The sequence below is a fragment of the Ruegeria sp. CG3 genome (assembly GCF_056537205.1).
This window is the reverse complement of sequence record NZ_JBQFRC010000001.1, coordinates 1,081,564-1,107,982: the sequence shown is the minus strand read 5'-3', so window position 1 is coordinate 1,107,982 and position 26,419 is coordinate 1,081,564. Positions and strand designations below refer to the sequence as shown.

Genomic DNA, 26,419 nt, shown 5'->3' with positions numbered 1-26,419 from the left:
TGCCTCGGGTTGTTACCTGAGCAATTATATAGGGAAAGCTGAAGGCAGCGTCCAGAGGGGGTAGGGCGCCCCGCTACAGGGCGCCGCACCGCTCAGTCGTTGATGTCATGGTCAAACGTCCTGACTTGCCCATGTGGCAGCGCGAACATGCGCCGCAGAACGAGCCATGCGATCAACGACAAGGTGGCGAAGATCAAAAGCAGGACAGGCAGGTTCGGGGCCAAGCCGGGGATAACCAGAAGGATGCCGGTGATAGCCGCGCCGATAGCGAAGCCAAGGAAGATGAAACCCGGCAAGGCCACTTCCAGAATGCCCAGCGCCAGTGCGGCTGCCAGCCATACCCACCACGTCAGCCAGAACGGATCTGCCATCATTTGCCTCCCTTGAGCATTTTGAAGGCGTCGCCAAACGCTTCGAGCGCATTTGCAGGCACGACGATCGTCTGGCTGCCTCCGCCTTTGCCCATCGCATTCAATGCCTCAACTTGTTTCAGCGCAACCTGATACTGGGCGGCTTCGATCCCGTTGTCCTGGATGGCCTTTGCGACGACGCCGGTTGCATAGGCTTCCGCGTCCGCCTGAACGCGACGCGCCTTGGCGGCTTGTTCCGCCGCATACAGCTCGGCGTCGGCCTGCAGTTCGACCGCGCGTTTCTGGCCCTCGGCTTCGGTCACCTGAGCGCGACGAGCGCGTTCGGCATTCAACTGCTGAAGCATGGCGTCGCGGGTCGCCTGATCCAGGTTAACGTCCAGAATTTCGGCGCGGGTTACCTCGATCCCCCAGTCGTCAACCGCGGTTTCGACGCTTTCTTGAATGCGTTCAATCAGTTGCGCGCGATTAGACTGAACCTCGTCCAGGTCCATCTTGCCGATTTCGGCCCGCACGATACCAGCGACGGTCGTTGCGATGGCGCCGTCGACGTCCCGAATGCGGTAGACGGTCTTTTCAGGCTCGAGGATACGGTAGAAGACCGAAGTATCGATCTGCACCAACACGTTGTCCTTGGTGATTGCATCCTGCGTCGCATTGGGCAGCTGACGTTCCAAGATGGATATCTTGTGGCGTGCAACGTCTAGAAAAGGAACGATAAAGTTGATCCCGGGGCCCAGCACAGAGTGGAGGCGTCCGAACCGTTCGACCACGTATTTCTCGGATTGTGGAACGATCTTGATACCCTTGAGGATGATGACGACGACCAAAGCCGCCCCAAGCAGGTAGATGATGTTCGATGATAGCAGTCCGATGATCTGGTCTTCGGTCATTTCTGTCCTCATTTTTTGTGTACGATGGTATACATTTGGGGATTGAAGGGCTAAATTTCAACTCAGCTATGAAATGAACCGAACAGGATATCCATGCAAGGTAATTGGGGCAAAGCACGGAGATTTCGGGTTGTGGCTGCTTTGCATCCGCCGTTGATTGCGCTATCGGGGCGAAATGAAACTGATTATCGACACTGACCCCGGCATCGACGATGCCATGGCGATCGCCTACGCCGCCGCCGCTCCGGAAATTGACCTGATCGGCCTGACTACGGTCTTTGGCAATACGCATGTCCAGCAGTCCAGCCGGAACGCGCGGTTTCTGGCTCACAAGCTGGGGTTGGACATACCTGTGGCGCAGGGCGCAGCGTTTCCATGGGAAGCTGACGCACACACGCCCTCTAAGCACGTGCATGGGGATGAGGGTTTTGGCGATGTGGTCGATGTGCCCGAGATCGGCGCGAACCACGACCTGATCGCAGCCGAGTTCCTGGTCGAGATGGCCCGGCGTCACAAGAGGGACCTGACGGTGTGTGCGGTTGGGCCGCTGACCAACATTGCCGATGCAATGCGTCTGGATCCGGATTTCGCTCAGAACATCGGCCAATTGGTCATCATGGGCGGAGCAGTCTTTTGTCCTGGCAACATCACCGAACACGCCGAGGCGAATATCTATCACGATGTCAAAGCTGCAGACGAGGTGTTTGCCCAGCCCGCTCCGACGGTTCTGGTGGGTCTGGATGTGACCCTGAAAACGCTCTATCGCGCGGCTGATTTCGAGGAACTGGCGCGACGTGCGCCTCAAGTCGGTGGATTTCTGAACGATATTTCTCAGTTCTATCTGGATTTCTACCGCGATGTTGCCGGGTTGGACGGCTGCGGTCTTCATGACTCGACGGCCGTCATCGCCTGTTCGCACCGTGCGATGTTCGAAATTCAAGAAACAGGTTTGAAGGTGGTAACCGATGGGCCCGAAATTGGGGCAACCCGGCCGGACCCGTCTCGCCCACCGTTGCAGGTGTGCTGTGACGTCGTTGGTCAGCAGGTGGTGGACCTGTTCACGCAAAGGGTTGCCAGCTTGCCTTGACGGGTTGCAATGGCCGGGCAGATCGGGCAAAGCCTGCCCGGTTCAGCGACCCGAGGCGATGACATGACCCAGCGTTTCTCATTCGAATTGAAGGCCACCGACGGCAAGGCCCGCACCGGCGTGATCCACACGCCGCGGGGCGAGGTGCGCACGCCGGCCTTCATGCCCGTGGGCACGGCCGCGACGGTCAAGGCGATGATGCCCGAAAGCGTGCGGGCCACCGGCGCCGACATCCTGCTGGGAAACACCTATCACCTGATGCTGCGGCCCACGGCCGAACGGATCGACCGCTTGGGCGGGCTGCACAAATTCATGAACTGGGAGCGCCCGATCCTGACCGACTCGGGCGGGTTTCAGGTGATGTCCCTGGCGGGCCTGCGCAAGCTGACCGAGAAGGGCGTGACCTTCAAATCGCATATCGACGGTTCCAAACACGAGCTGACACCCGAGCGGTCGATGGAGATCCAGCGCCTGTTGGGGTCGGACATCGTGATGTGTTTCGACGAATGCCCCGCATTGCCTGCCGACCGCGACCGGATCGCCGAGTCGATGCGCCTGTCGATGCGATGGGCCGAACGGTCGCGCGAGGCGTTCGGCGACCGGCCCGGCCATGCGCTGTTCGGGATCATGCAGGGCGGGTTGGAGCGCGACCTGCGCGAGGAAAGCGCCGAGGCGCTGAAGGCCATCGGGTTCGAGGGATATGCCGTTGGTGGCCTCGCGGTGGGCGAGGGGCAGGAGGCCATGTTCGACTGTCTGGACTATGCGCCTGATTTCCTGCCGACCGATAAGCCGCGCTATCTGATGGGCGTGGGCAAGCCCGACGACATCGTGGGCGCCGTGGCGCGCGGGATCGACATGATGGATTGCGTGCTGCCGTCGCGCTCGGGACGGACGGGGCAGGTGTTCACCCGCCGCGGGGTCGTGAACATCAAGAACGCCCGCCACGCCGACGATCCGCGTCCGCTGGACGAACAGTGCACGTGCCCAGCCTGCTCGAATTACTCGCGCGCCTACCTGCACCATGTATTCCGGGCCAACGAAATGATTTCGGGCATGCTGCTGACCTGGCACAATCTGCATTATTTCCAAGAGATCATGCAGGGTATGCGGGACGCCATCGCCGCCGGTGCATTCGAGGTCTGGCAGGCCGAGTTCCATGCGCAGCGGGCGCTGGGTGATATCGAGCCGCTCTAACGGGCGTGTTGGGCGACCCAAGTCAAAATCAGTGGATATGTTGCCGCGATGCCTTGCAGTCGGGGAAACCTCGGGCCATTCTGATTTGTACAGGTAAGGCGACGAGGTTGAAATGGGGCGGTCCGCGCCCCACCTTTATCGTCCGAGAAAGGAGATGGCCGACGGCTGCCTGAAACAGGGGTCAGTGCCATCTTGCCAATGATAAGGATAGAGCATGCAAGAGCCTCTTAATTCCTCATACCCCGTTCTGCCGCTGCGCGACATTGTCGTGTTTCCGCACATGATCGTCCCGCTGTTCGTGGGGCGTGAAAAGTCGGTGCGCGCGCTGGAAGAGGTGATGCAGGATGACAAGCAAATTCTGCTGTCCAGTCAAGTTGATCCTTCCGTCGACGACCCGACCCAGGACGGTATCTACCGCAGCGGCGTTCTGGCAAATGTCCTGCAGCTGCTCAAGCTGCCCGATGGCACGGTCAAAGTGCTGGTCGAAGGGCAGGCACGCGTCAAGATTTCGGAGTTCATTGAGAATGAAGAATTCTTTGAGGCCCGCGCCGAATACCTGACCGAGATCCCCGGCGACGTTACGACGACGCAGGCGCTTTTGCGCACTGTCGCCGATGAGTTCGAGCGGTACGCCAAAGTTCGCAAGAACATCCCGGAAGAAGCCCTGACTGCCGTCAGCGAGACAACCGATCCGGCGAAACTGGCCGATTTGGTTTCGGGTCACCTTGGCATCGAGGTCGAACAGAAGCAGGACCTTCTGGAAACGCTCAGCATCAGCGAGCGTCTGGAAAAGGTCTATGGCCTGATGCAGGGCGAGATGTCGGTTCTTCAGGTCGAGAAGAAGATCAAGACCCGCGTCAAGTCGCAGATGGAGAAGACCCAGCGCGAATACTATCTGAATGAGCAGATGAAGGCCATTCAGAAGGAGCTGGGCGATGGCGAGGACGGCGCGAACGAGATCGCCGAGCTGGAAGCCAAGATCGCCGAGACCAAGCTTTCGAAAGAAGCCCGCGAAAAGGCGGAAGGCGAGCTGAAAAAGCTCAAGAACATGTCGCCGATGTCGGCCGAAGCGACCGTGGTGCGCAACTATCTGGATTGGATCCTGTCGCTGCCTTGGGGCACCAAGTCTCGGGTCAAGAAAGACCTTGGCCGCGCGCAGCAGATCCTCGATGCCGATCACTATGGCCTCGAAAAGGTCAAGGAGCGGATCGTCGAGTATCTGGCGGTTCAGCAGCGCTCGAAGAAGCTGAAAGGCCCGATCATGTGCCTTGTCGGCCCTCCGGGCGTGGGCAAGACCTCGCTTGGGAAGTCGGTCGCCAAGGCCACGGGGCGCGAGTTCATCCGCATCTCGTTGGGTGGGGTGCGCGATGAATCCGAGATCCGCGGTCACCGCCGGACCTATATCGGCTCGATGCCCGGCAAGATCATTCAGGCGCTGAAAAAGGCGAAAACCACGAACCCGCTGATCTTGCTCGATGAAATCGACAAGATGGGGCAGGATTTCCGTGGTGATCCAGCTTCGGCCATGCTCGAGGTGCTGGACCCGGAACAGAACAGCACGTTCATGGACCACTACCTTGAGGTCGAATACGACCTGTCGAACGTGATGTTCCTGACCACGTCGAACAGCTACAACATGCCAGGGCCGCTTCTGGACCGGATGGAGATCATTCCTCTGGCCGGCTACACCGAGGACGAAAAGCGCGAAATCGCGAAGCAGCACCTGATCTCGAAGCAGGTGAAGAACCACGGGCTGAAGGCTAAAGAGTTCGAGCTGACCGATGAGGCGCTGACCGCGATCATTCGCACCTATACCCGCGAGGCCGGTGTGCGGAATCTTGAGCGCGAGATTGCCAAGGTGGCGCGCAAATCGTTGACCCGGATCATCAAGAACGAGACCGACCGGGTTGTCGTGACGGCTGAGAACCTGCACGAGTTCCTGGGTGTACCCAAGTTCCGTTACGGTTTGGCTGAACAGGATGATCAGGTCGGCGTTGTGACCGGTCTGGCCTGGACCTCGGTCGGTGGCGACCTGCTGCATATCGAGGCGTTGAAGCTGCCAGGCAAGGGTCGGATGAAGACCACAGGCAAGCTGGGCGATGTGATGAAGGAATCCATCGACGCGGCTTCGTCCTATGTGCGGTCGATTTCGCCTCAGATCGGGGTCAAACCGCCGCAGTTCGACAAGATCGACATCCATGTGCACGTGCCTGACGGCGCGACTCCCAAGGATGGACCCAGCGCCGGCCTGGCGATGGTGACTTCGATCGTGTCGGTTCTGACCGGTATCCCGGTCCGCAAGGACATCGCCATGACGGGCGAAGTTTCGCTGCGTGGCAACGCCATGCCGATCGGCGGGTTGAAGGAGAAACTGCTCGCAGCTTTGCGGGGTGGCATCAAGACGGTGCTTATTCCGGAAGAGAACGAAAAGGATCTGGCCGACATCCCCGACAACGTGAAGGAAGGGCTGGAGATCATCCCGGTCAAGCACGTGTCCGAGGTTCTGGAGCGCGCGCTGGTGCGCAAACCCGAGCCGATCGAATGGGACGAGGCCGCCGAAGAAGCCGCGGCCGCAGCGGCCAAGGCTTCGGATAACAGTGGACCATCAGCCACGGCGCACTGATCTGAAAACAACGAGAAGGGCGGGGAATAATCCCCGCCCTTTCTGATTCAAAGCCCGATTACAGGTTTTGATGGATCCAGAACTTCTTCCTCGTCTATGTAGCGCTGGAATTTCTCAGGGGGCAGGGCGGACCGGACTGCGATCCAGAAAATGGTCGATGACAGCAGGGTGCAAAACAAGATGTCCCACCCGAACGGGATCAGGTGCAGCGCGCCGTCTCCGAATTGACCAAGAAACGAGATCAACCCCAGTCCAGCCAGATAGGGCGCGAGCCACAAGGCCTGTTTGAGATCCATCTGTTCCAGGCGTCCCCGAAACCGCGCCAAAAGCAGGAGCAGTCCGATCAGAAGGGTGATGCCCAGGCGCCAGACCGTATCCCAGCCGCTCCAGTAGACGATCAGAGTTGCAATCGCAAAGGCCAGCATTCCGACAAAACCAACCGCTGGAACGCGGATCGAGCGGGGCCTGTCTGGCAATAGGCTGCGCAGGCACACAACGGCGATGGGGCCGACGGCGAAGGACAGGACGATAGCTGCCCCGTTCAGGGCGATCACCGTCTCAAAGGGAATGGTCAAAAGGAAAAGAGTGCCAATCACGAAGTTGAGCACCAGCGCCCAGATGGGCACGCCAAATGCCGACAGGTGTTGGATACGCGCGGGCAGAAACCCGTTCTGCGACAGGGCCATCGCAATACGAGCGTTCGAACCGGTGGCCACGAGGGCGTTTCCGAACGGTCCGATCACCGAGCCGACGTTTAGGATGCTGATGAACCACAATATCCCAACGGACATTATGACCCCGTCCAAAGGGCCTTCTCCGGCAAAACTCAGCTTGGCCCAGCCCTGCGCCAGCATCTGAGGGTCGAGCGAGCCGATGAAAGCGATCTGCAGGCCCAGATAGATCGCCGCACACATGATGATCGACAATACAAGCGCCGCCGGAATGTCGAATTTCGGGTTTCGCACCTCGCCTGCCATGTCGACCACATGCCTGAACCCGATGAACGAGAAGATTACACCACCGGTCGAAACGGCGGCCATTATTCCCTTGAGCCCATACGGTGCGAACCCCTCGGGCTGCGTGAAGTTCTCGGCATTGAAACGTGAAAGGATCAGCACCACGGACAACAGGATTGGAATGGCCACTTTTGCGCTTGTTATCATTGTGTTGACCCGCGCAAAGAACTTTACGCCAAGCATGTTGATCAGGACGAAGAACACCATGAATGCCAAGGCCACAGCCTGTCCGGGCGCGGTCAGGTCACCAGATGGCGCATGCAGCCAGCGTGCATAGGGTGCGAGGTAGGACAGCATCGCCTCGACCTCGATCGGAGCGGTCGTGTTGTACCCGATCCAGGCAGTCCAACCCATCGTCATGGCGACGATATTGCCGTGTGAAAACTGCGGAACCCGAGCGATCCCTCCGGGGATCGGCAACATGGCAGAGATTTCGGCGAATGTGATGGCCAGAATGAACATTGCGACGGCCCCGATGACCCAGGACAAAACGGCCGCGGGGCCTGCGTGCTGAACGGCCAGAAGCGGCCCGAACAGCCAGCCTGAGCCAATGATTCCTCCGACAGATATGAATGTCAGACCCACCAGGCCGATGTCGCGCTTTAGTTCGGCCATGCATGTCCCTGATTGCCATGCCGGTGCTTCACCGGCCCGAACTCAAGGATAGACGCCGAGTCTCATCCGTTTCAAGCATTGAAAAAGTGAGGGAATGGTGGGTGATAAGAGATTTGAACTCCTGACATCTTCGATGTGAACGAAGCGCTCTACCACTGAGCTAATCACCCGTAGGGCGGCGTATTACAGTGCTTTTTACCCGGCTGCAAGAGGGGAGATACGCGGTATTTTCGCCATATCCGGACAAGACCGATTGGGTCCTGTGATTGGGCTTTTTCCCTGTCCGATAACTTTGAGCGTCTAACACATAGCGCAGCCCAAATGCGGTCAATGCGGCGAGCCAGCTGCGCCAGAAATAAACCGAAAAAAGTTAAGGCTTGGTACAAACCAGAAGCTGTTCACTCAACTCGTTTTGGAACTAGGAAACGACTGCATTGTAGACGACTACAAAAGCCAAGCGAATTGTGTCGAGGGGGATTTTGCAGGGCAATTGGTAGCAGTAGAATCTACCGTCTGACTTTTCGTTAGCGAGTTCGCAGTTTTTCACGGCTCGGCGATGGCAACCAAGGGTTAGGGTGTCTTCGCGCCGGCACTATCCCAAAGGAGCAAGCCAAAGGCACTCGGGAACAAATTTTCCGGTTCGTGCAAAAAACTTGAAAACGCCGCTTGACGATGCCCGGGCGTGGCCATAATACACCCCAACGTTCAGCAATGAACGGGCAGCGGGCGGTTGTAGCTCAGTTGGTTAGAGTACCGGCCTGTCACGCCGGGGGTCGCGGGTTCGAGCCCCGTCAACCGCGCCATCGCTGCCAGCCTTTGATCCGGGCAAACGGATCGACATAGACCCTAATGCGCGGTTGTAGCTCAGTTGGTTAGAGTACCGGCCTGTCACGCCGGGGGTCGCGGGTTCGAGCCCCGTCAACCGCGCCACTTCTCCTTGAAAGTCGTTGCGTTCCCTGTGGACACAGGGTTGCTTTTCTGGACAATCGGTCCTGGCAGGTAGCACGCAGTCGGGGTTTTCGATGGTCAGCTTGAACCGCGTCGTCATGGTTCGGGAAAGCAAGAAATGGGTACGGAGTCTGGGGCCGGAGGCGCTGGACTGCGCCGAAATTTCGGGAAAATGGGGAACGCAATTCGGATTTCGCAGCCATACCCAGATCTGGCATCGTCAGCACGATATCTGCAAAGGCCCGCTGATGGATGAGCGCGCGGAGGTTCGGCAATTCGATCTGATACTGGCCAACCAGGTCTGGGAACATCTGGACCGGCCCTATGAAGCCACTCTCAACGTGCTGGAAATGCTGCGGCCGGGAGGGTGGTTCTGGTTGGCCGTGCCGTTCTTCATCCCGTTCCATGCGGCTCCGAACGACTGTTCGCGTTGGTCGGCGCGGGGATTGCGCAACTTGCTGACCGAATGCGGCTTTGATCCGGAAGGTATACAGGCCGCGCAATGGGGCAACCGTCAGGCGGCTTTGCGGAACCTCGAACCGGTCTGGCCGCCCGTCTACGACCCCGAAACCGACAGTCTGGAAAACGACCCGGATTTTCCGATCTGTGCCTGGGCCATGGCACAAAAGAGCGAAGACGGGTGAGCCAAGCGGAGAAAATCTGCTCGTTCACACTTTGTTCTAACTTTTCGGTTGGAGACTCAGCGTCGCTCGCCTATCTCTAGGACACTTGTGTGTTGGGGGCCTGAATGGCTGAGCTGAAGAATATCGAGGTGCGCGGCGCGCGCGAGCACAACCTGAAAAACATCGACGTGGACATTCCGCGTGATCAGCTGGTTGTCATCACGGGTCTGTCCGGGTCAGGAAAGTCGTCCTTGGCCTTCGATACGATCTATGCCGAGGGCCAGCGCCGCTATGTCGAAAGCCTGTCGGCCTATGCGCGCCAGTTTCTGGACATGATGGAAAAGCCCGATGTGGATCACATCAGCGGCCTGTCGCCGGCGATCTCGATCGAGCAGAAGACCACGTCGAAGAACCCGCGTTCGACCGTGGGAACGGTGACCGAGATCTATGACTATCTGCGCCTGCTTTTCGCACGCGCAGGCACGCCCTACAGCCCTGCCACCGGTTTGCCGATCGAGGCCCAGCAGGTGCAGGACATGGTCGATCGGATCATGGCGATGGAGGAGGGCACCCGAGGCTATCTGCTGGCGCCCATCGTTCGTGACCGCAAGGGTGAGTACAAGAAAGAGTTTTTGGAACTGCGCAAGCAGGGGTTCCAGCGCGTCAAGGTCGATGGCCAGTTCTACGAACTGGACGAGCCGCCGACGCTGGACAAGAAGTTCCGCCATGACATCGACGTGGTCGTTGACCGGATCGTCGTGCGCGAGGGGATGGAGACCCGCCTGGCCGACAGCCTACGCACCGCGCTGGACCTGGCCGATGGCATCGCGATTCTGGAGACCGCCCCGCGCGAGGGAGAGCCCGAGCGCATCACGTTTTCCGAGAATTTTGCCTGCCCGGTCAGTGGGTTCACCATCCCCGAGATCGAACCGCGCCTGTTTTCCTTCAACGCGCCCTTTGGGGCTTGTCCGGATTGCGACGGGCTGGGGGTCGAGCTGTTTTTCGACGAACGGCTTGTGGTGCCCGATCAGACATTGAAACTGTATGACGGTGCGTTGGCCCCGTGGCGCAAGGGCAAGTCGCCCTATTTCCTGCAGACGATCGAGGCGATCGCGCGCCACTACGAGTTCGACAAGAACACGCCGTGGAAAGATCTTCCGGCGCATGTGCAGCAGGTGTTTCTGCATGGCTCGGGCGATGATGAAATCCAGTTCCGCTATGACGAGGGCGGGCGGGTCTATCAGGTGACCCGCAGCTTTGAGGGCGTGATCCCGAACATGGAGCGCCGCTATCGCGAAACCGACAGCGCGTGGATCCGCGAGGAATTCGAGCGGTATCAGAACAACCGTCCCTGCCACACCTGCGAGGGCTATCGCCTGCGCCCCGAGGCGTTGGCCGTCAAGATTGCCGGGCTGCATGTCGGCCAGGTGGTCGAAATGTCGATCAAGGAGGCTCTGGCTTGGGTCGAGGACGCGCCGAACCATCTGAGCGCCCAGAAAAACGAGATTGCCCGCGCGATTCTGAAAGAGATTCGTGAACGGCTGGGTTTTCTGAATAACGTGGGTTTGGAATACCTTACGCTGTCACGTTCAAGTGGAACCCTGTCAGGTGGCGAAAGCCAGCGGATCCGGCTGGCCAGCCAGATCGGCTCGGGCCTGACCGGCGTGCTTTACGTGCTGGACGAACCCTCGATCGGGTTGCATCAGCGCGACAATGACCGCCTTTTGGGCACGCTGAAGAACCTGCGCGATCAGGGCAACACCGTGATCGTCGTCGAACATGACGAGGAAGCCATCCGCGAAGCCGACTATGTGTTCGACATCGGCCCTGGCGCCGGCGTGCATGGCGGGCAGGTGGTCAGCCACGGCACGCCCGAGCAGATCGCAGCCGATGCGGCCTCAATCACAGGGCAGTATCTGTCGGGGGTGCGGGAAATTCCGGTGCCGGCCGAGCGGCGTAAAGGGAACAAGAAAAAGGTAACGGTTGTAAAGGCTTCGGGCAACAACCTCAAAGACGTGACGGCCGAGTTTCCGCTGGGCAAGTTCGTCTGCGTGACGGGGGTGTCGGGCGGCGGCAAGTCGACGCTGACGATCGAGACGCTGTTCAAGACCGCCTCAATGCGTCTGAACGGCGCGCGTCAGACGCCTGCGCCCTGCGAAACGATCAAAGGGCTCGAACATCTGGACAAGGTGATCGACATCGACCAGCGGCCCATCGGGCGCACGCCGCGGTCGAACCCGGCCACATATACCGGCGCCTTCACCCCGATCCGCGACTGGTTCGCCGGGTTGCCCGAGGCTAAGGCGCGGGGCTACAAGCCCGGGCGGTTCAGCTTCAACGTCAAGGGCGGGCGCTGCGAGGCCTGCCAGGGCGACGGGGTGATCAAGATCGAGATGCATTTCCTGCCCGACGTCTATGTCACCTGCGAGACCTGCAAGGGCGCGCGCTACAACCGCGAGACGCTCGAGATCAAGTTCAAGGGCAAGTCCATCGCCGACGTGCTGGACATGACGGTCGAGGACGCGCAGGAGTTCTTCAAGGCCGTGCCCTCGATCCGCGACAAGATGGATGCGCTGGCCCGGGTCGGGCTGGGCTATATCAAGGTCGGCCAGCAGGCCACAACCCTGTCGGGCGGCGAGGCACAGCGGGTCAAGCTGTCGAAAGAATTGGCAAAACGTTCGACGGGCCGGACCTTGTACATCCTGGACGAACCCACAACCGGCCTGCATTTCGAAGACGTGCGCAAGCTGTTGGAAGTGCTTCATGAACTGGTCGATCAGGGCAACACGGTCGTCGTGATCGAACACAATCTGGACGTGGTGAAAACCGCCGACTGGATCATCGACATCGGCCCCGAGGGTGGCGATGGCGGCGGTGAGATCGTGGCCGTTGGCACCCCTGAAGAGGTCGCCGAATGCGAACGCAGCCACACCGGGCGATACCTCAAGCCGATGCTGAACCCCGAACGCGTGGCGGCCGAATAGGCTGCCTGCGCGTCAGTACAGAATATCCGCCACAGCGCCGATCAGGTTCAGCACTTTGCGCGTATCGGGGTCGATGCTGTAGACGTAGTCGCCCGCGCGAACGTAGTTGCCGCCGCGTTTCAGGCCATAGCGGTACGGATCGTCGATCCAGACATAGTCGCGGTCGATCCGGTCGCCAACCTTGTACCAGTTCTTGACTTGCCCGGGCGGGACGCAAGGCACGGCCTTCTTGGCCAACCCGGGCGGGCAATTGGCAACGGATTTTGCGCCCTTCTGCGGGGCCGCGCGCTCGACCGAGAATGTGTTCTTGGTCTTTCCCTTGCCTTTGCCGTTGTCAGCCAGCGTCGCGACCGGGGTCAGTGACAGGCCGGCAAGCAGTGCAATATGCAAAAGTGTCTTCATGGGCGGTTCCCCTCGGTTCGTCGCGCCGTCATGCCGCGTTTCCCGATATTTTGGAATGACCGCCCGAAGTGCAAGCCCTGGGCGGCGAAATGCCGCCCAAGCTCAACTGCGACCGCGCTTTTCGAACCGGGGCAGCATGGCCGAGAAGTCCATTCCCTTGCCGTCTTCGGCTTCGACGAACTGTTCGTACAGCGCAGTGGCGATCTGGCCCATCGGCGTGTCGGCGTCGGCGCTTTCGGCGGCCTGCTGGCTGAGCCGCAGGTCTTTGAGCATAAGCTCGGCAGCGAAACCGGGCTTGTAGTCGTTGTCGGCAGGCGACTGCGGCCCGACACCGGGGGCCGGGCAATAGGCGTTCATGCTCCAGCTGTAGCCCGACGAGGTGCTGACCACGTCGAACATCTTCTGCCTGTCCAGGCCAAGCTTGTCGGCCAGGGCAAAAGCCTCGCAGGTGGCGATCATGGTGACGCCCAGGATCATGTTGTTGCAGATCTTGGCGGCCTGACCGGCGCCCGCCGCGCCGCAATGCACCGCCTTCTGGCCCATGATGTCGAACAGCGGGGCCGCCTTGGCAAAGGCCGCGTCCGAGCCGCCGGCCATGAAGGTCAGCGTGCCGGCGGCCGCGCCACCAATTCCGCCCGAAACCGGCGCGTCCACGGCCAGAAGCCCGGCCTGTTCGGCCTGATCCGCCACGGCGCGGGCGCTGTCCACATCGACGGTCGAGCAGTCGATGAACACCGCGCCTTTCTCCATGTGCGGAATGATCTGATCGGCCACCGCGCGCAGGATGTCGCCATTGGGCAGCATGGTGATGACCGCCTCGGCCCCGCGGACCGCATCAATGGCCGTTTCGGCCTTGGTCACGCCCTCGACCGACACGCCCGCGGTGTCGAACCCGGTCACGTCGTGACCGGCCTTGGCCAGATTGGCCGCCATCGGCGCGCCCATGTTGCCCAGGCCAATGAATCCGATCTTCATGTTTCACTCCTCCTCGAATGTCAGCGTGTCCGCGCCCAGCGGCATCAGCATCCGTGATACCGCCGTGGCCGGCACGTTCATGTCCGCAAACTGCCATTTCGGGTTGCGGTCCTTGTCGATGATCTGCGCCCGGATACCTTCGAGAAAATCGCCGTGCTCCATCGACCGGAAGGTAAAGCGGTATTCCAGCTCCAGCGCCTTGCGCATGGTCAGGGCGGGGCCGCGCAGGCGGTGCAGCATCTCAATCGCGCAGGCCATGGACAGCGGCGAATTGCGGCCCATCGCCCCGATCGCGCCGCGGGTGAATTCGGTGTCGCCATTGCGCAGGTCGGTCAGCACGTCGCCCAGAGTTTCACCACCGAAGAAACGGTCGATGTCGTCCTGCGGCAAGGTGCGGTCCGGGGCAGGGGTGGCGTGTTCGGCCAGCAACTCGGCCTGGCCCGAGGCCTCGAGCATCTCGATAATGTCGGGCCATTGGTCCTGCGGGATGAAGTGGTCGGCGAACCCGGCATAGATCGCGTCGCCCGGACCCATGCGCGCGCCGGTGACGCCCAGATATTCGCCCAACCGCCCCGGCGCCAGCGCCAGCAGCAGCGACCCACCCACATCCGGCACCAGCCCGATCGAGCATTCGGGCATCGCGATCTTCGAGCTTTCGCCGACGATCCGGTGCGTGCCGTGGCAGCCGATGCCTACGCCGCCGCCCATCGTAAAGCCCTGCAGGAAGCTGACCACGGGCTTGGGATATTCGAAGATCATCGCGTTCAGGTGGTATTCATCGCGCCAGAACTTCTGCCCATAGGCATAGTCGCCCTTGGTGCCCGTTGCGTACAACTCGGCGATGTCTCCGCCCGCGCAAAAGGCCTTGTCGCCCTCGGCGTCCAGGATGACCAGGTCGACCTCGTCATCCTCGCGCCAATTGCGCAGGGCGGTGTCGATGGCCATGCACATCTCGTAGCTCAGCGCATTCAGGGCCTTGGGCCGGGTCAGGGTGATCCGGCCGGCGCGGCCCGTGGTGCGGATGTCGATATCGGACATGGAAACCTCAGCGATGGGCGAGCAATTGGCGGGCGACGATCACGCGCATGATCTCGTTCGTGCCTTCCAGAATTTGATGCACCCGCAGATCGCGCACAAGCTTTTCGATGCCGTAATCGGCCAGATAGCCGTAGCCGCCGTGCAGCTGCAGGCACTGATCGACCACTTTCGATCCGGTCTCGGTCACGAATTTCTTGGCCATCGCGCAGAATTTGGTGGCGTCGGGCGCGCCCTGATCCAGCTTCCATGCCGCCTGACGCAGGAAGGTGCGGGCCGCTTGCAGTTCAATCTCCATGTCCGCAAGCCGGAACTGCAGGGCCTGAAACTGGTCGATGGTCTGACCGAAGGCCTTGCGTTCGGACATGTATTGCAGCGTCATGTCCAGCCCCGCCTGCGCCGCGCCCAGCGAGCATGAGGCGATGTTCAGGCGCCCGCCGTCCAGGCCCATCATCGCGTATTTGAACCCGTCGCCCTCGGTCCCGACAAGGTTCTCGGCCGGGATCTTGCAGTCGTCGAACTGGACCTGCGCGGTGGGCTGGCTTTTCCAGCCCATCTTCTGTTCCAGCGCGCCAAAGCTGAGGCCCGGTGTGCCGTCCTCGACATAGACCGTCGAGATCCCCTTGGGCCCGTCGCCGCCGGTGCGGACCATGCAGACATAGGCATCGGAATAGCCGCCGCCCGAGATGAAAGCCTTGGTGCCGTTCAGCGTATAGCCCTCGTTTGTGCGCTCGGCCCGCGTCTTGAGCGCCGCCGCGTCCGACCCCGAGCCCGGTTCGGTCAGGCAATAGCTGAGCACCGTGTTCAAGCTGAGAACGTCGGGCATGATGCGCGATTTCAGTTCATCGCTGGCAAAGCTGTCCAGCATCTTGGCGCACATGTTGTGGATCGACAGAAAGGCCGCGACCGAGGGGCAGGCCATCGACAGCGCCTCGAACACCAGCGTGGCGTCGAGGCGGGTCAAGCCCGATCCGCCGCTTTCTTCGGACACATAGAGCCCGCCGAAGCCCAGTTCGCCGACCTTGGGCCACAGATCCTTGGGGATGGTGCCCTCGGCCTCCCACTGGCGGGTGAAAGGTGCGATCTGTTCTTGCCCGAACGCGTAGGCCATATCGAAAATGGCCGTCTGTTCTTCGGTCAGCGCGAAATCCATAGCCGGTCTCCCCCTTGTGGCGACGTGAATTGAACGACTGTTTATTTATTGCGCAATCCTTACAGAAATTTTTCACGCGGAGCAAACCCCGTGATGCACATGCGCCGGATTTGGGTGATTGCCAAAAGGCGGTTATGCTGAGCCATTCGTTTTATTGATTGATCGGAGTTGTGGATGTCGAATTACAAGATGGCCGTGGTTGCGATACACGGAATGGGCAGCCAGTCGGTCGGACCGAACCAGCCGTCCTCGGTGCCGACGTTTTCGAGCGACTTGCACGATCGGGTGGGGCGGCAGTTGGGGCAGGACATGAGCAAAGTTGCCTGGCACGAGGTGATCTGGGCGCAAATCCTGCAGGGCCGGCAGATGGACTATCTGAACAGCATAAGCCCCTATACGGGCTATGACCGAACGCGCCGTTTCGTTGTGTGCAACCTGTCTGACGCGGCATCCTATCGCCCGACCCCCGACGGCAGCGACAAGACCTATTCCGCGATCCATGAACGAGTTGCGCAGGTGATACGCATCGTCCGGTTTCAGATCGGCGAGCGTGCCCCCATCCTGATCGTCGCCCATTCCCTGGGTGGGCACATTATGTCGAACTACATCTATGACCTTCAGCGCCATCTGCGCCACGGTGGATTGCCGCAGCACGGCGTTCCGGTGGAGGACATGCAGACAGTGGCCGGGCTGGTCACGTTTGGCTGCAACATCCCGATCTTTCTGTTCGCCTATCCCGAACAGGACATCACGCCGATCCAACGCCCCAACCAGGAATTGCCACTGACCCTGCAATTCCATAACTGGTGGCAGAACTATTATGACAAGCACGACGTTCTTGGCTTTCCCCTCGGACCGATCGCGCCCAGCTATGGGCAGCTTGTCGGGACGGGTGAGATCACCGATCAGGCTATTCGGGTCGGGAATGTCCTCACCGGATGGAATCCGTTTTCGCACAATGGGTATTGGAAAGCCCGCAGCCTGTACGAGCCCGTGGCCGACCGGATCAGACAGATCCTGAATGCGGTATGAGCGTCACAGATCAGCGTGGAATTCGTCGATCAGGTGCCGGACCACGGCCTGACCCGGATCGTCGCCATTGGCCAGTGCTTCGGCGTGAACGCGACGCTGTCGCGTGGCCGAGGTGCCGCTCTCGGCAATCTGACGCAAACGGGCCAACTCGGCCATGGTGCCCAATGCTTCGGCATCTTCGGCCAACATGCCCATCAACTCGCCCATCAGGTCGGGCATCGGTTTGATCGAGCGGTCTCCGAAGTCGATCAGACCTTCGCCCACGCCGTAGCGCTGCGCGCGCCAACGGTTTTCGCCGATCAGGAACCGATCATATTGCCTCCAGCGCAGGTTGCGGTCTTTCAGACGGCAGAGCATTCGGGTCAGTGCCTGCACCATGGCCGCCAGCGACAGCGCGTGTTCCATGCGAGGCTGCACATCCATGATCCGCGTCTCGAGCGTCGGATAGCTGTGCGACGGTCGAAGATCCCACCAGATCTTCGAGGTATCCTCGATTACGCCCAATTCGACCAGGACACCGGTGGTGCGCTCGTATTCGGACCAACTGCCAAAAACAGGGGGCAGCCCGGTGCGGGGCAGGTTGTCGAACACCGTCAGGCGATACGAGGACAACCCGGTATCCTGTCCGTTCCAGAAGGGTGATGAGGTTGAAAGCGCGAGGAGGTGGGGCAGAAAATAACACAGTTGCGGCAGGATATCGGCGCGCTGAGCGGGGTCGTCTACACCGACATGCACATGCATCCCGCAGATTAGCATGCGCCGGGCGACACCCCCCAGCGCGTGTTGCAGGTTGTCATACCGCTCTTTTCGCGTGTGGTGCTGGTCTTTCCAATCCGCAAACGGGTGGCAGGATACAGCGATGGGCGACAGGTTGTGCTCGGCAGCGCGCTTGGCGACACAGGACCTCAGCCGCCTGAGGTCCTCACGTGCGGACTTGACCGTCGTATGCGGGCGGGTCCCAACCTCGATCTGGCATTGCAGGAATTCCGGGCTGACCTGGCCTTCAAAATCCGCCTGGCAGGCCTGCATCAATGCCTCGGGCGCCTGAGCCAGCTGCAAGCTGTCGCGATCGACAAGCAGGTATTCCTCTTCGATGCCGATCGTGAAATCCTGCTGCATGTGCGGGCCTCCCGTTTCCTTTTGGGATCAGTGAATACGGAATCCGCTCTTTTGCCAAGGCTTTGGCGCCATCGACCTTGCGCTGACCCGTGTGCCAAAGGTAAGCACCGCAGAAGCCAGACAGACAATCGGAGCCGTGTGTCGTGAAACCCAGGAAATTCCCGAAGCTCAATGCATTCTTGGACAGGTTCGGCACACAGTTGATCGACAAGGCCCCCGAGCGGGATGAGCGGGCACGGCTTGAAGCATTCGAGCGGGCAGGCGGCCTGACCCGACCGGCCTATGCCCTGTCACCCGGGATGGAAGGGTTCGATATTGCTGAATTGGTCTCCGAATATACGGTCCATGCCGAAGCACTGGCTGCTTTGAAGGATCCTGAGCGGAACCAGACCGGCTACCGGATCGGCAACGGGTACTACGACAGTCCGGACGCCGACGCTCTGTACTTGATGATCCGACGGTTCAAGCCGAAACGCGTCGTCGAGGTCGGATGTGGAAACTCCACCCGAGTGACTCGGCAAGCCGTTCTAGACGGCGGCTTGGAAACGCGGATCACGGCGATCGACCCGTATCCGCGCGCAGACATCGCGCATGTTGTTGATCAATTCGAACAGAAACGACTGGAAGAGGTGGACGCATCCGTGTTCGATCAGCTCGAGGCCGGAGACGTTCTGTTCATCGATTCGAGCCATGTCGTGCGCATGAGCAATGACGTAGCGCATCTGTTCTGCCGCATCATCCCGAATCTGAAACCCGGCGTCGTGATCCATGTCCACGATGTTTTTTTGCCCTATGAATACCCCAAGCGTTTTTTCTATGACTGCCCGGGTTGGGGCGAGCAGTACATGCTGCACGTGTTGTTGCAATCTGGTTCGTTTTCAATCCTTTGGCCCGGTTATTACCTTCAGCAGGCGCGTCCCGATGCCGTCGAAGCCTTGCCCTTTCTGACAGAAGGCCGAGCGCAGAGTATCTGGGTTCAGAAGCGGTAAAGCAGATTTTTTCGTGATCCGCTTTTTGAAAGCGCGCGTACCCCTTTCCATATCACGCTGGAGAGGAGACTAAACATGTTCCGTCGTACATTCATGGGTGCCGCAGCCGCCGTCGCACTCGCACTGCCGATGAAAGCCCAAGCTGCAGACATCGTGGACACCGCCGTTTCGGCCGGGTCGTTCAACACGCTGGTTGCCGCTGTGCAGGCTGCCGGTCTGGTGGACACGCTAAAGGGCAAAGGCCCTTACACGGTGTTCGCGCCCACCGATGAAGCGTTCGCCGCCCTGCCTGAGGGCACCGTCGAGACGCTGCTGATGCCCGAAAACAAGGATCAGTTGGTTGCCATCCTGACCTATCACGTTGTGCCGGCCAAAGTTATGTCGGGTGACATTGCAGGCAAGCGGGCGAAGGTCCTGACCGTTCAGGGCGAACGTCTGAGCGTCAATGCCAAGAACGGCGTCAAGGTCGACGGAGCGAATGTCGTTCAGGCCGACATCGAGGCAAGCAACGGCGTCATCCACGTCGTCGACACCGTTCTGATCCCCGAGTAATCAAGACACTCGCCACATAATCAAAGCCCCGGTCGATCGGCCGGGGCTTTGTCGTTTCAAAGCAGTCTGACTTTTGTTCCGATCTGGACCAGAGGATACAGTTCCTCGACATGCTGGTTGTACAACCCGATGCACCCGGATGAACTTTGGCGTCCGATCTTGCGGGTGTCATGTGTGCCATGCACCAGGTAAGCCGGCCAGGACAGGTACATGGCGCGGGTGCCAAGTGGGTTGCCCGGATCTCCACCTTCCATGCGGACCGGCAGGTTGGGATCGCGCTCGCGCATCGATGCGGTCGGCGTCCAGCTGGGATTTTCCGCTTTGCGCACGACTTCGGTGTAGCCGCGTTTGGTCAGCTCTTCGCTCATGGGAACCGAGCTGGGGTACAGTTTGTAGGTACCGTCAGGACCCCAGTAATGCACCGCCCGGCTGGTTATGTCAGCCAGCAAGCAGCCCACGCCCAGTTCATCGAAGTGATCCTGCCAGTCCTGCTTGGAAAAGGACGATACGTTGCGGCGAACGGGAAGCTGAGTGCTGATCGCCTCCTCGCTTTGAGGGAAGGCGTCCTGGCTCTGCGCCCGCAACAAAGTCGGCGACGCCAATACGGATGCTACCCCCAAAAGGGCCGAGCGGCGGGAAATTCTGGTTGTCACGATGGCCTCCTGGCGACTGACTGCTCGAATTTTCGGCCAATTTATGCCGGGCAGAGAGGTGAAGCCAGAGGTCGGTGCTGAAATTCTCGTGAACGCAGTCCGGCTTGCGCAGTTTTTTGCCAAGCAGAAGCTGCACAAGGTGACGGTTGGCGGACTGGGTTTGCCTGCGGGCAAAAAGGCCGCCCCAATTTTGGGCGGCCTTTGATCTTTAAGTCAGGGTGTTAGTCCATCGCTTTGAAGTTGAACTCGCCACCTTCCTTGATGCCCGATGGCCAGCGCGACGTCACGGTCTTGGTGCGAGTGTAGAACTTGAAGCTGTCGGGGCCGTGCTGGTTCAGGTCTCCGAACATGGATTTCTTCCAGCCGCCGAAGGTGTGATAGGCCAGCGGCACCGGGATCGGGACGTTGATGCCAACCATGCCAATATTGACCCGGCTGGCGAAATCGCGGGCGGTGTCGCCGTCGCGGGTGAAGATCGCGGTGCCGTTGCCGTATTCATGGTCCATCGCCAGCTTAAGCGCCTCTTCGTAGGATCCGGCGCGGACGGTGGACAGAACGGGGCCGAAGATCTCCTGCTTGTAGATGTCCATGTCGGGGGTGACATGGTCGAACAGGTGGGGGCCAACAAAGAAACCGTCTTCATAGCCCTGCAGTTTGAAATCGCGGTTGTCGACCACCAGCTTCGCGCCCTGTTCCACGCCCGAGTTGATCAGGCCCAGGATGCGTTCCTTGGCGGCGGCGGTCACGACCGGCCCCATGTCGACGTCGTCGCCGGCGGTATAGGGACCGACCTTCAGCTTCTCGATGCGCGGCACCAGCTTCTCGATCAGCGCGTCAGCGGTTTCCTCGCCCACCGGAACGGCCACCGAAACGGCCATGCAGCGTTCGCCGGCAGCGCCGAAACCGGCGCCCACCAGCGCGTCGGCGGCCTGATCCAGGTCGGCGTCGGGCATGACGATCATGTGGTTCTTGGCCCCGCCAAAACACTGGGCGCGTTTGCCGTTCGCCGTGGCGCGCGAATAGATGTATTGTGCGATGGGGGTCGAGCCGACGAAGGACACACCCTGAATGATCTCGCTGTCCAGCAGGGTGTCCACGGCTTCCTTGTCGCCGTTGACGACTTGGAACACACCTTTGGGCAGACCGGCCTCGACGAACAGTTCGGCCAGCATCAGCGGTACCGATGGGTCACGTTCCGAGGGCTTCAGCACCACCGCGTTGCCGCAGGCCAGAGCAGGGCCGACATGCCACAGGGGCATCATGGCCGGGAAGTTGAACGGCATGATGGCGGCGACAACGCCCAGCGGCTGGCGCATGGAATACATGTCGATGCCGGGGCCGGCGCTGTCGGTGAACTCACCCTTCAGCATCTGCGGGGCGCCGATGCAGTATTCGATCACCTCGAGCCCGCGCTGCAGGTCGCCTTTGGCGTCGGGCAGGGTCTTGCCGTGCTCGCGGCTCAGCGCTTCGGCCAGCTTGTCCATGTCGCGGTTCATCAGATGAACCATCTGCATCATCACGCGGGCGCGCTTTTGCGGGTTGGTCGCGCCCCATGCGGGCTGGGCTGCAGCGGCGTGTTCGATAGCTGCCGTGGTCTCGGCAGCGCTGGCCATCGGGCATTTGTACTGAACCTCGCCCGTGGCGGGGTTGTAGACGTCGTCAAATCGACCGGATGTGCCGGGTGTGTATTCGCCGTTGATGAAATGGGTCAGGTCTTGCATCGCAAACTCCTCCGCTGAATTTGCGCGCAGCATAGGCTTGCATAAATCTCATGAACAGAGGCAATATCCCAAAAGAGTTTTGCAAAAATGCAGGGGTAAAGATGGATCCGAACTGGGATGACATGCGCGTATTCCTAGCGGTTGCGCGCGAGGAAAGCCTTTCTTCGGCCGGGCGGTTATTAAAGATCGACCCGGCGACAGTGGGGCGGCGGGTTTCCCGGTTGGAAGCGGCGCTGAAAGCGCCCTTGTTCACGAAGTCACCCCAGGGCTACGTACTGACCTCGGCCGGAGAGCGACTGTTCGAGCACGCTCAAGGCGCTGAGGAGGCGATGCGCGCAGCGGCGGGCGCGATGGAAGGCGCGACCAAGTCGCTGAGTGGTCAAATCCGGATCGGTGCTCCGGACGGAAGCGCCAACTATCTGCTGCCACAAGTCTGCGCCAAAATCAGCGACTCGAATCCCGACCTGGACATACAGATCCTGGCCTTGCCGCGGATCATCAACCTGTCGCGCCGCGAGGCGGATATGGCCATCACCGTCAGCGCCCCGACGGCCGGCAAGCTGCTGGTGCAAAAGATCAGCGACTACAAGCTGCATATGGTGGCAACAGCCGGCTATCTTTCGCGGCATGGACCCATTCGCTCGGTCGGTGAGCTGAAGGGTCACCGCATGATCGGTTATATCCCGGACATGATCTTCGACCGCGAGCTCGATTATCTCAACGATCTGGGTATTGATCGTGTCCCACTTGCATCGAACTCGGTCTCGGTGCAGTTGCGGCAAGCCTCGCTGGGTACCGGGGTGTGTATCGCGCATGACTTCACGTTGCCATTCCATCCTCAGCTGAAAAAAATTCTGACGGATCAAGTCAGTCTGACGCGCAGCTTTCACCTGGTTCGCCATCAGGGTGATCAACGCAACGAACGGTTGAACCGATTTGCAGAAGCGCTCAGCCGGGGAATTCGCGACGAAGTTGCGCGGCTGGAAGCCGAAGCCCAAGCTTGACAGGGTGATCTAATCGGGCAACGCTTTGGAAAACGGGAAAATTATTTCGGAGGTATTGCCCATGCTTGTACAGGCCATTCTGAAGTCCAAGTCGACGGACGGGGTTGTGACGGTGGCGCCTTCGATGACCGTGTCCGACGCGGCAAAGATTCTGGCCGATAAGCGCATTGGTACGGTGATCGTATCGGAGGACGATGGCGAAACCGCAGCCGGCATCCTCTCGGAACGCGATATCGTGCGGGAATTGGCCGCCAGTGGCAGCGGGTGCCTGACACAGCCGGTCAGCGCCTACATGACCAAGAAACTGGTGACCGCCACCCAACAGGACAAGGTGCAGGACGTTCTCGCTCGTATGACCGAAGGTCGGTTCCGCCACATGCCGATTGTCGAAGATGGCAAACTGATTGGGATCGTCACTCTGGGCGACGTCGTAAAAGCGCAACTGTCCGAACTGGCCATGGAAAAAGATGCCCTGCAGGGCATGATCATGGGGCACTAGCCCCATCTGACGACATTGCGGCCTCTTGCAGCTGCGGAAAACTTGTGTTTGCTTGCGCAGAAATTTTATTGCTCAGGAGGGCGCGATGCGGGTTGGATTATATCCGGGAACCTTTGACCCCATCACCATGGGTCATATCGATATCATCCGCCGGGCAGCCATGCTGGTCGACAAGCTGGTGATTGGCGTCGCGATCAACCGCGATAAGGGTCCGTTGTTCTCGCTCGAAGAGCGGGTGGCCATGATTGAGGCGGAATGCGCCTACCTGACCGAACAGACCGGCACTGAAATTGTTGCGCATCCGTTCGAAAACCTGCTGATAGACTGCGCTCGGGACGTAGGGGCGCAGATCATCGTACGCGGCCTGCGTGCTGTTGCCGATTTCGAATATGAATTTCAGATGGTTGGGATGAACCGGGCGCTCGACGATTCGATCGAGACCGTGTTCCTGATGGCCGAAGCTCGACACCAGGCGATCGCCTCGAAGCTGGTCAAGGAAATCGCCCGGCTGGGTGGGGACGTGTCGAAATTCGTCACGCCCCAGGTCAATATCGCGCTGAAAGAGCGGTTAGGCTAGGGCGCCCATCGCGGCAGCGGTGTCCAGCATCCGGTTCGAGAAACCCCACTCATTGTCGTACCAAGCCAGAACGCGAACCAGCGTGCCGTCGGTCACTTTGGTTTCGGCCAGCGACACGGTCGAGCTGTGGGAATCGTGGTTGAAATCGATCGAGATCAACGGGCGGGTTTCCGCGGCCAGAACGGTCGGGATCTTGGCCGCTGCCTCGGTGAACAGGGCGTTGACCTCGTCTTCGGTGGTGGGGCGCGATACCTCGACCACCAGATCGACGACCGAGACGTTGGGGGTGGGAACCCGGATCGCTTGACCGGTCAGCTTGCCCTGCAGTTGCGGCAGAACCAGCCCCACAGCCGAGGCGGCGCCAGTGGTGGTCGGGATCATTGACAGGGCAGCCGCGCGCGACAGGTACGGGTCCTTGCCGGCGGTGTCATGCACCGGCTGGCTGGCGGTATAGGCGTGCACCGTGGTCATGTTGCCGTGCACGATACCCAGGCCAGCATCCAGCGCGGCAGCGACCGGCGACAGGCAGTTGGTGGTGCAGGATGCGTTGGAAACCACGGTGTCGGCGGCGGTCAGCTCGTGGTCGTTCACGCCGAACACCACGGTTTTAACCTCGCCATCCCCGCGCGCCGGCGCCGAGATCAGAACCTTTTTCGCGCCGTTCTTGAAATGGCGAGAGGCAGCTTCGCGCGTGCGGAACACGCCGGTGCATTCCAGAACCACGTCGACGTCCGACCAATCAAGCGCCTCGGGGTCGCGCTCGCTGGTCAACCGGATCGGGCCGGCGCCTACGTCCAGCCCGGCCTCGGTCAGGGTGACCGGCTTGGTGTAGCGGCCATGCACGCTGTCGAACTCAAACAAATGCGCATTCATTTCAGGCTTGGCGAGGTCGTTGATCGCGACGATCTGCACATCCGTACGACCGCTTTCCATCAGGCCGCGAAGGACACCGCGCCCGATCCGTCCAAATCCGTTGATTGCAAGTTTGAGTGTCATGTCGCGCTCCGTCTGAATGGCCGCTAAGCCGCGATTGAAATCAGTTAGCGCTAACAAAGGCAGTCAGGCGAAAATGTCAAGCAAAACCTCTGTCAGCGCCAGAACGCGACCCAGTCGAGAAAGTCGTAGAACTTCTTGCCGAGGAACAGGAGGTGCTCGGTTCCAAACAGCGCGAAATCCAGCATCAGACCACCAAGGATGAGGACTCCCAGCCAGATCGCGATTTGGTTTGTCATTGCTGCTCCGAACAAAAAAGCCCGCCCAGATAACCTGAGCGGGCGACGCGGTTCAAGCGGTCTTGATGAGATCAGTTAAGCCGTCCCATGGCGACGGCCACATCGGCCATGCGTACTGAGAAGCCCCATTCGTTGTCGTACCACGCCAGCACGCGAACCATACGGCCGTCCACGACGCGGGTCTGGTCGGGCGCGAAGATCGAGCTTTCCTCGGTGTGGTTGAAATCGGTCGACACCAGGGGGGCGGGTTCATAGCCCAGGACGCGCTGCATCGGCCCCTTGGCGGCCTCGGCGACGATGGCGTTGACTTCTTCGACGGTCACTTCGCGCGCGGCGCGGAAGGTCAGGTCGACGGCGGACACGTTCGGCGTGGGCACGCGAATGGCCGAACCGTCCAGGCGCCCCTTGAGGTTCGGCAGAACCTCGCCCAGCGCCTTGGCGGCACCGGTGCTGGTGGGGATCATCGACATGGCGGCGGCGCGGGCGCGGTACAGGTCGCTGTGGCGGCGATCCAGCGTGGGCTGGTCGCCGGTATAGGCGTGGATCGTGGTCATGATGCCGTTTTCGATGCCGATGCCTTCGTCCAGAACCTTGGCAAGCGGGGCAAGGCAATTCGTGGTGCACGAGCCATTCGACACCATCCTGTCGTTGGCGGTCAGGCTGTTGTGGTTGACGCCGAACACGATCGTTTTGTCCACGTTCTTGCCCGGAGCCGACAGAAGAACCTTTTGAGCGCCACGTTCAAGGTGTGTTTTCGCCTTCAGCCCGTCGTTGAACTTGCCGGTGCATTCCAGAACGACGTCACAGCCTTCCCAGTCCAGCTCGTTCATGTCGTAGGTCGAAAACATCTGCATAGGCCCGCGACCCAGGTCCATCGTGTTGCCGCTGATCGAGACGTCGCGCGGAAAGCGGCCGTGGATGCTGTCGTATTTCAGCAGATGCGCCGAGGTTTCAAGCGGTCCCGTGGCGTTGACCTTGATCACTTCGATATCGTTGCGGCCTGACGCGGCGATGTGCGAAAGGGTACAGCGGCCGATGCGGCCAAAACCATTGATGCCGACCTTGATGGTCATGTGACGTCTCCAAATCCGCTTGTGTTCCGGGCGATATAGCGATGATCGGTCC

At 60.3% G+C, this 26,419-nt stretch carries 25 protein-coding genes and 3 tRNA genes; 14 read left to right on the top strand and 14 right to left on the bottom strand.

The genetic code is table 11. From position 1 onward, the window contains the following. Window positions 1–92: 92 nt before the first annotated feature. Window positions 93–371 carry an NfeD family protein gene (locus ACR0NB_RS05545; protein WP_093962948.1) on the bottom strand — a complete coding sequence of 93 codons (279 nt, stop codon included), beginning with the start codon at window positions 369–371 and terminating at the stop codon, window positions 93–95. Continuing rightward, complete coding sequence (locus ACR0NB_RS05540; RefSeq protein WP_480775127.1) at window positions 371–1,261, bottom strand: SPFH domain-containing protein; 891 nt, start codon at window positions 1,259–1,261, stop codon at window positions 371–373. Before ACR0NB_RS05540 ends, ACR0NB_RS05545 begins: the two co-directional genes overlap by 1 nt. Before the next feature lie 175 nt (window positions 1,262–1,436). Here ACR0NB_RS05540 and ACR0NB_RS05535 point away from each other — a divergent pair, with 175 nt between their 5' ends. The 3 genes from ACR0NB_RS05535 to lon all read left to right on the top strand — a co-directional run bounded on the left by ACR0NB_RS05535 (window position 1,437) and on the right by lon (window position 6,165). Further along, window positions 1,437–2,348, top strand: coding sequence for a nucleoside hydrolase (locus ACR0NB_RS05535; RefSeq protein WP_480775126.1), 912 nt, complete (start codon window positions 1,437–1,439; stop codon window positions 2,346–2,348). 63 nt (window positions 2,349–2,411) lie between these two features. Then, a complete protein-coding gene (gene tgt / locus ACR0NB_RS05530) occupies window positions 2,412–3,542 on the top strand; it encodes a tRNA guanosine(34) transglycosylase Tgt (protein ID WP_170363557.1) in 1,131 nt (376 codons plus the stop codon). Between the two features lie 214 nt (window positions 3,543–3,756). After that, window positions 3,757–6,165 (top strand): endopeptidase La, encoded by a 2,409-nt coding sequence (lon, locus tag ACR0NB_RS05525; protein WP_170368385.1) that lies wholly within the window; start codon window positions 3,757–3,759, stop codon window positions 6,163–6,165. Between the two features lie 47 nt (window positions 6,166–6,212). Here lon and ACR0NB_RS05520 read toward each other — a convergent pair whose 3' ends face one another. Continuing rightward, window positions 6,213–7,796, bottom strand: coding sequence for an APC family permease (locus tag ACR0NB_RS05520; protein WP_480775125.1), 1,584 nt, complete (start codon window positions 7,794–7,796; stop codon window positions 6,213–6,215). Between the two features lie 95 nt (window positions 7,797–7,891). Continuing rightward, window positions 7,892–7,966 (bottom strand) — tRNA-Val (locus ACR0NB_RS05515). Window positions 7,967–8,522: 556 nt separating this feature from the next. Between ACR0NB_RS05515 and ACR0NB_RS05510 the strand changes: the two genes are divergently transcribed. From ACR0NB_RS05510 to uvrA, 4 genes are all read left to right on the top strand, one after another. Continuing rightward, window positions 8,523–8,599, top strand: a tRNA-Asp gene (locus tag ACR0NB_RS05510). Between the two features lie 50 nt (window positions 8,600–8,649). Continuing rightward, a tRNA-Asp gene (locus tag ACR0NB_RS05505) sits at window positions 8,650–8,726 on the top strand. A gap of 92 nt (window positions 8,727–8,818) precedes the next feature. Continuing rightward, entirely contained in the window at window positions 8,819–9,388 is a 570-nt protein-coding gene (locus ACR0NB_RS05500) for a methyltransferase domain-containing protein (RefSeq protein ID WP_480775124.1), read from the top strand. 104 nt (window positions 9,389–9,492) lie between these two features. After that, a complete protein-coding gene (gene uvrA, locus ACR0NB_RS05495) occupies window positions 9,493–12,351 on the top strand; it encodes an excinuclease ABC subunit UvrA (RefSeq protein WP_170419039.1) in 2,859 nt (952 codons plus the stop codon). 12 nt (window positions 12,352–12,363) lie between these two features. Here the strand turns inward: uvrA and ACR0NB_RS05490 are convergent, their stop codons facing one another. The 4 genes from ACR0NB_RS05490 to ACR0NB_RS05475 form a co-directional block, all read right to left on the bottom strand. Then, complete coding sequence (locus tag ACR0NB_RS05490) at window positions 12,364–12,753, bottom strand: hypothetical protein (RefSeq protein WP_480775123.1); 390 nt, start codon at window positions 12,751–12,753, stop codon at window positions 12,364–12,366. 102 nt (window positions 12,754–12,855) lie between these two features. Next, entirely contained in the window at window positions 12,856–13,728 is an 873-nt protein-coding gene (mmsB, locus tag ACR0NB_RS05485) for a 3-hydroxyisobutyrate dehydrogenase (protein ID WP_480775122.1), read from the bottom strand. Between the two features lie 3 nt (window positions 13,729–13,731). Further along, window positions 13,732–14,766, bottom strand: a complete 1,035-nt coding sequence (locus ACR0NB_RS05480) for an enoyl-CoA hydratase/isomerase family protein (RefSeq protein WP_480775121.1) — start codon at window positions 14,764–14,766, stop codon at window positions 13,732–13,734. Window positions 14,767–14,773: 7 nt separating this feature from the next. Next, window positions 14,774–15,916, bottom strand: coding sequence for an acyl-CoA dehydrogenase family protein (locus ACR0NB_RS05475; protein ID WP_480775120.1), 1,143 nt, complete (start codon window positions 15,914–15,916; stop codon window positions 14,774–14,776). Window positions 15,917–16,090: 174 nt separating this feature from the next. Here ACR0NB_RS05475 and ACR0NB_RS05470 point away from each other — a divergent pair, with 174 nt between their 5' ends. Beyond that, complete coding sequence (locus ACR0NB_RS05470) at window positions 16,091–16,948, top strand: hypothetical protein (RefSeq protein ID WP_480775119.1); 858 nt, start codon at window positions 16,091–16,093, stop codon at window positions 16,946–16,948. 3 nt (window positions 16,949–16,951) lie between these two features. On the opposite strand, the gene ACR0NB_RS05465 is transcribed toward ACR0NB_RS05470, so the two are convergent. Beyond that, the gene (locus ACR0NB_RS05465; protein ID WP_170339368.1) at window positions 16,952–18,067 is read right to left on the bottom strand and encodes a carboxylate-amine ligase; all 1,116 of its coding nucleotides are present in this window, start codon (window positions 18,065–18,067) and stop codon (window positions 16,952–16,954) included. A gap of 143 nt (window positions 18,068–18,210) precedes the next feature. Here ACR0NB_RS05465 and ACR0NB_RS05460 point away from each other — a divergent pair, with 143 nt between their 5' ends. Together ACR0NB_RS05460 and ACR0NB_RS05455 are read left to right on the top strand one after the other, a co-directional pair. After that, the gene (locus tag ACR0NB_RS05460; RefSeq protein ID WP_480775118.1) at window positions 18,211–19,056 is read left to right on the top strand and encodes a class I SAM-dependent methyltransferase; all 846 of its coding nucleotides are present in this window, start codon (window positions 18,211–18,213) and stop codon (window positions 19,054–19,056) included. Between the two features lie 75 nt (window positions 19,057–19,131). Next, complete coding sequence (locus tag ACR0NB_RS05455) at window positions 19,132–19,608, top strand: fasciclin domain-containing protein (RefSeq protein ID WP_170338788.1); 477 nt, start codon at window positions 19,132–19,134, stop codon at window positions 19,606–19,608. Window positions 19,609–19,664: 56 nt separating this feature from the next. Here the strand turns inward: ACR0NB_RS05455 and ACR0NB_RS05450 are convergent, their stop codons facing one another. Then, the gene (locus ACR0NB_RS05450) at window positions 19,665–20,261 is read right to left on the bottom strand and encodes a L,D-transpeptidase (RefSeq protein ID WP_437342558.1); all 597 of its coding nucleotides are present in this window, start codon (window positions 20,259–20,261) and stop codon (window positions 19,665–19,667) included. A 1-nt stretch (window position 20,262) separates the two neighbouring features. Between ACR0NB_RS05450 and ACR0NB_RS05445 the strand changes: the two genes are divergently transcribed. Then, window positions 20,263–20,466, top strand: coding sequence for a hypothetical protein (locus ACR0NB_RS05445; RefSeq protein ID WP_170356934.1), 204 nt, complete (start codon window positions 20,263–20,265; stop codon window positions 20,464–20,466). A gap of 16 nt (window positions 20,467–20,482) precedes the next feature. Here ACR0NB_RS05445 and ACR0NB_RS05440 read toward each other — a convergent pair whose 3' ends face one another. Beyond that, window positions 20,483–21,982 (bottom strand): CoA-acylating methylmalonate-semialdehyde dehydrogenase, encoded by a 1,500-nt coding sequence (locus tag ACR0NB_RS05440; protein WP_480775117.1) that lies wholly within the window; start codon window positions 21,980–21,982, stop codon window positions 20,483–20,485. A 101-nt stretch (window positions 21,983–22,083) separates the two neighbouring features. On the opposite strand from ACR0NB_RS05440, the gene ACR0NB_RS05435 reads away from it, so the two are divergent. The 3 genes from ACR0NB_RS05435 to coaD all read left to right on the top strand — a co-directional run bounded on the left by ACR0NB_RS05435 (window position 22,084) and on the right by coaD (window position 24,062). Further along, window positions 22,084–22,986, top strand: coding sequence for a LysR family transcriptional regulator (locus ACR0NB_RS05435; protein WP_170419025.1), 903 nt, complete (start codon window positions 22,084–22,086; stop codon window positions 22,984–22,986). 61 nt (window positions 22,987–23,047) lie between these two features. Then, the gene (locus ACR0NB_RS05430) at window positions 23,048–23,485 is read left to right on the top strand and encodes a CBS domain-containing protein (RefSeq protein ID WP_093961953.1); all 438 of its coding nucleotides are present in this window, start codon (window positions 23,048–23,050) and stop codon (window positions 23,483–23,485) included. Window positions 23,486–23,570: 85 nt separating this feature from the next. After that, a complete protein-coding gene (coaD, locus tag ACR0NB_RS05425) occupies window positions 23,571–24,062 on the top strand; it encodes a pantetheine-phosphate adenylyltransferase (protein ID WP_093961954.1) in 492 nt (163 codons plus the stop codon). On the opposite strand, the gene gap (ACR0NB_RS05420) is transcribed toward coaD, so the two are convergent. From gap (ACR0NB_RS05420) to gap (ACR0NB_RS05410), 3 genes are all read right to left on the bottom strand, one after another. Next, window positions 24,054–25,058 carry a type I glyceraldehyde-3-phosphate dehydrogenase gene (gene gap / locus ACR0NB_RS05420; protein ID WP_170357677.1) on the bottom strand — a complete coding sequence of 335 codons (1,005 nt, stop codon included), beginning with the start codon at window positions 25,056–25,058 and terminating at the stop codon, window positions 24,054–24,056. The genes coaD and gap (ACR0NB_RS05420) overlap by 9 nt on opposite strands. A gap of 92 nt (window positions 25,059–25,150) precedes the next feature. Further along, window positions 25,151–25,294 (bottom strand): hypothetical protein, encoded by a 144-nt coding sequence (locus ACR0NB_RS05415; protein ID WP_170338780.1) that lies wholly within the window; start codon window positions 25,292–25,294, stop codon window positions 25,151–25,153. Window positions 25,295–25,365: 71 nt separating this feature from the next. Beyond that, window positions 25,366–26,367: a type I glyceraldehyde-3-phosphate dehydrogenase gene (gap, locus tag ACR0NB_RS05410; RefSeq protein WP_170595089.1), complete on the bottom strand. Its 1,002-nt coding sequence runs from the start codon at window positions 26,365–26,367 to the stop codon at window positions 25,366–25,368. Window positions 26,368–26,419 lie beyond the last annotated feature (52 nt).

What these genes read in the sequence shown, in the direction of transcription:
- ACR0NB_RS05545 (WP_093962948.1), bottom strand. Translation starts at nt 371, where the DNA reads ATGGCAGATCCGTTCTGGCTGACGTGGTGGGTATGGCTGGCAGCCGCA.
- ACR0NB_RS05540 (WP_480775127.1), bottom strand. Translation starts at nt 1,261, where the DNA reads ATGACCGAAGACCAGATCATCGGACTGCTATCATCGAACATCATCTAC.
- ACR0NB_RS05535 (WP_480775126.1), top strand. Translation starts at nt 1,437, where the DNA reads ATGAAACTGATTATCGACACTGACCCCGGCATCGACGATGCCATGGCG.
- tgt (WP_170363557.1), top strand. Translation starts at nt 2,412, where the DNA reads ATGACCCAGCGTTTCTCATTCGAATTGAAGGCCACCGACGGCAAGGCC.
- lon (WP_170368385.1), top strand. Translation starts at nt 3,757, where the DNA reads ATGCAAGAGCCTCTTAATTCCTCATACCCCGTTCTGCCGCTGCGCGAC.
- ACR0NB_RS05520 (WP_480775125.1), bottom strand. Translation starts at nt 7,796, where the DNA reads ATGGCCGAACTAAAGCGCGACATCGGCCTGGTGGGTCTGACATTCATA.
- ACR0NB_RS05500 (WP_480775124.1), top strand. Translation starts at nt 8,819, where the DNA reads ATGGTCAGCTTGAACCGCGTCGTCATGGTTCGGGAAAGCAAGAAATGG.
- uvrA (WP_170419039.1), top strand. Translation starts at nt 9,493, where the DNA reads ATGGCTGAGCTGAAGAATATCGAGGTGCGCGGCGCGCGCGAGCACAAC.
- ACR0NB_RS05490 (WP_480775123.1), bottom strand. Translation starts at nt 12,753, where the DNA reads ATGAAGACACTTTTGCATATTGCACTGCTTGCCGGCCTGTCACTGACC.
- mmsB (WP_480775122.1), bottom strand. Translation starts at nt 13,728, where the DNA reads ATGAAGATCGGATTCATTGGCCTGGGCAACATGGGCGCGCCGATGGCG.
- ACR0NB_RS05480 (WP_480775121.1), bottom strand. Translation starts at nt 14,766, where the DNA reads ATGTCCGATATCGACATCCGCACCACGGGCCGCGCCGGCCGGATCACC.
- ACR0NB_RS05475 (WP_480775120.1), bottom strand. Translation starts at nt 15,916, where the DNA reads ATGGATTTCGCGCTGACCGAAGAACAGACGGCCATTTTCGATATGGCC.
- ACR0NB_RS05470 (WP_480775119.1), top strand. Translation starts at nt 16,091, where the DNA reads ATGTCGAATTACAAGATGGCCGTGGTTGCGATACACGGAATGGGCAGC.
- ACR0NB_RS05465 (WP_170339368.1), bottom strand. Translation starts at nt 18,067, where the DNA reads ATGCAGCAGGATTTCACGATCGGCATCGAAGAGGAATACCTGCTTGTC.
- ACR0NB_RS05455 (WP_170338788.1), top strand. Translation starts at nt 19,132, where the DNA reads ATGTTCCGTCGTACATTCATGGGTGCCGCAGCCGCCGTCGCACTCGCA.
- ACR0NB_RS05445 (WP_170356934.1), top strand. Translation starts at nt 20,263, where the DNA reads ATGGCCTCCTGGCGACTGACTGCTCGAATTTTCGGCCAATTTATGCCG.
- ACR0NB_RS05440 (WP_480775117.1), bottom strand. Translation starts at nt 21,982, where the DNA reads ATGCAAGACCTGACCCATTTCATCAACGGCGAATACACACCCGGCACA.
- ACR0NB_RS05435 (WP_170419025.1), top strand. Translation starts at nt 22,084, where the DNA reads ATGGATCCGAACTGGGATGACATGCGCGTATTCCTAGCGGTTGCGCGC.
- ACR0NB_RS05430 (WP_093961953.1), top strand. Translation starts at nt 23,048, where the DNA reads ATGCTTGTACAGGCCATTCTGAAGTCCAAGTCGACGGACGGGGTTGTG.
- coaD (WP_093961954.1), top strand. Translation starts at nt 23,571, where the DNA reads ATGCGGGTTGGATTATATCCGGGAACCTTTGACCCCATCACCATGGGT.
- gap (WP_170357677.1), bottom strand. Translation starts at nt 25,058, where the DNA reads ATGACACTCAAACTTGCAATCAACGGATTTGGACGGATCGGGCGCGGT.
- ACR0NB_RS05415 (WP_170338780.1), bottom strand. Translation starts at nt 25,294, where the DNA reads ATGACAAACCAAATCGCGATCTGGCTGGGAGTCCTCATCCTTGGTGGT.
- gap (WP_170595089.1), bottom strand. Translation starts at nt 26,367, where the DNA reads ATGACCATCAAGGTCGGCATCAATGGTTTTGGCCGCATCGGCCGCTGT.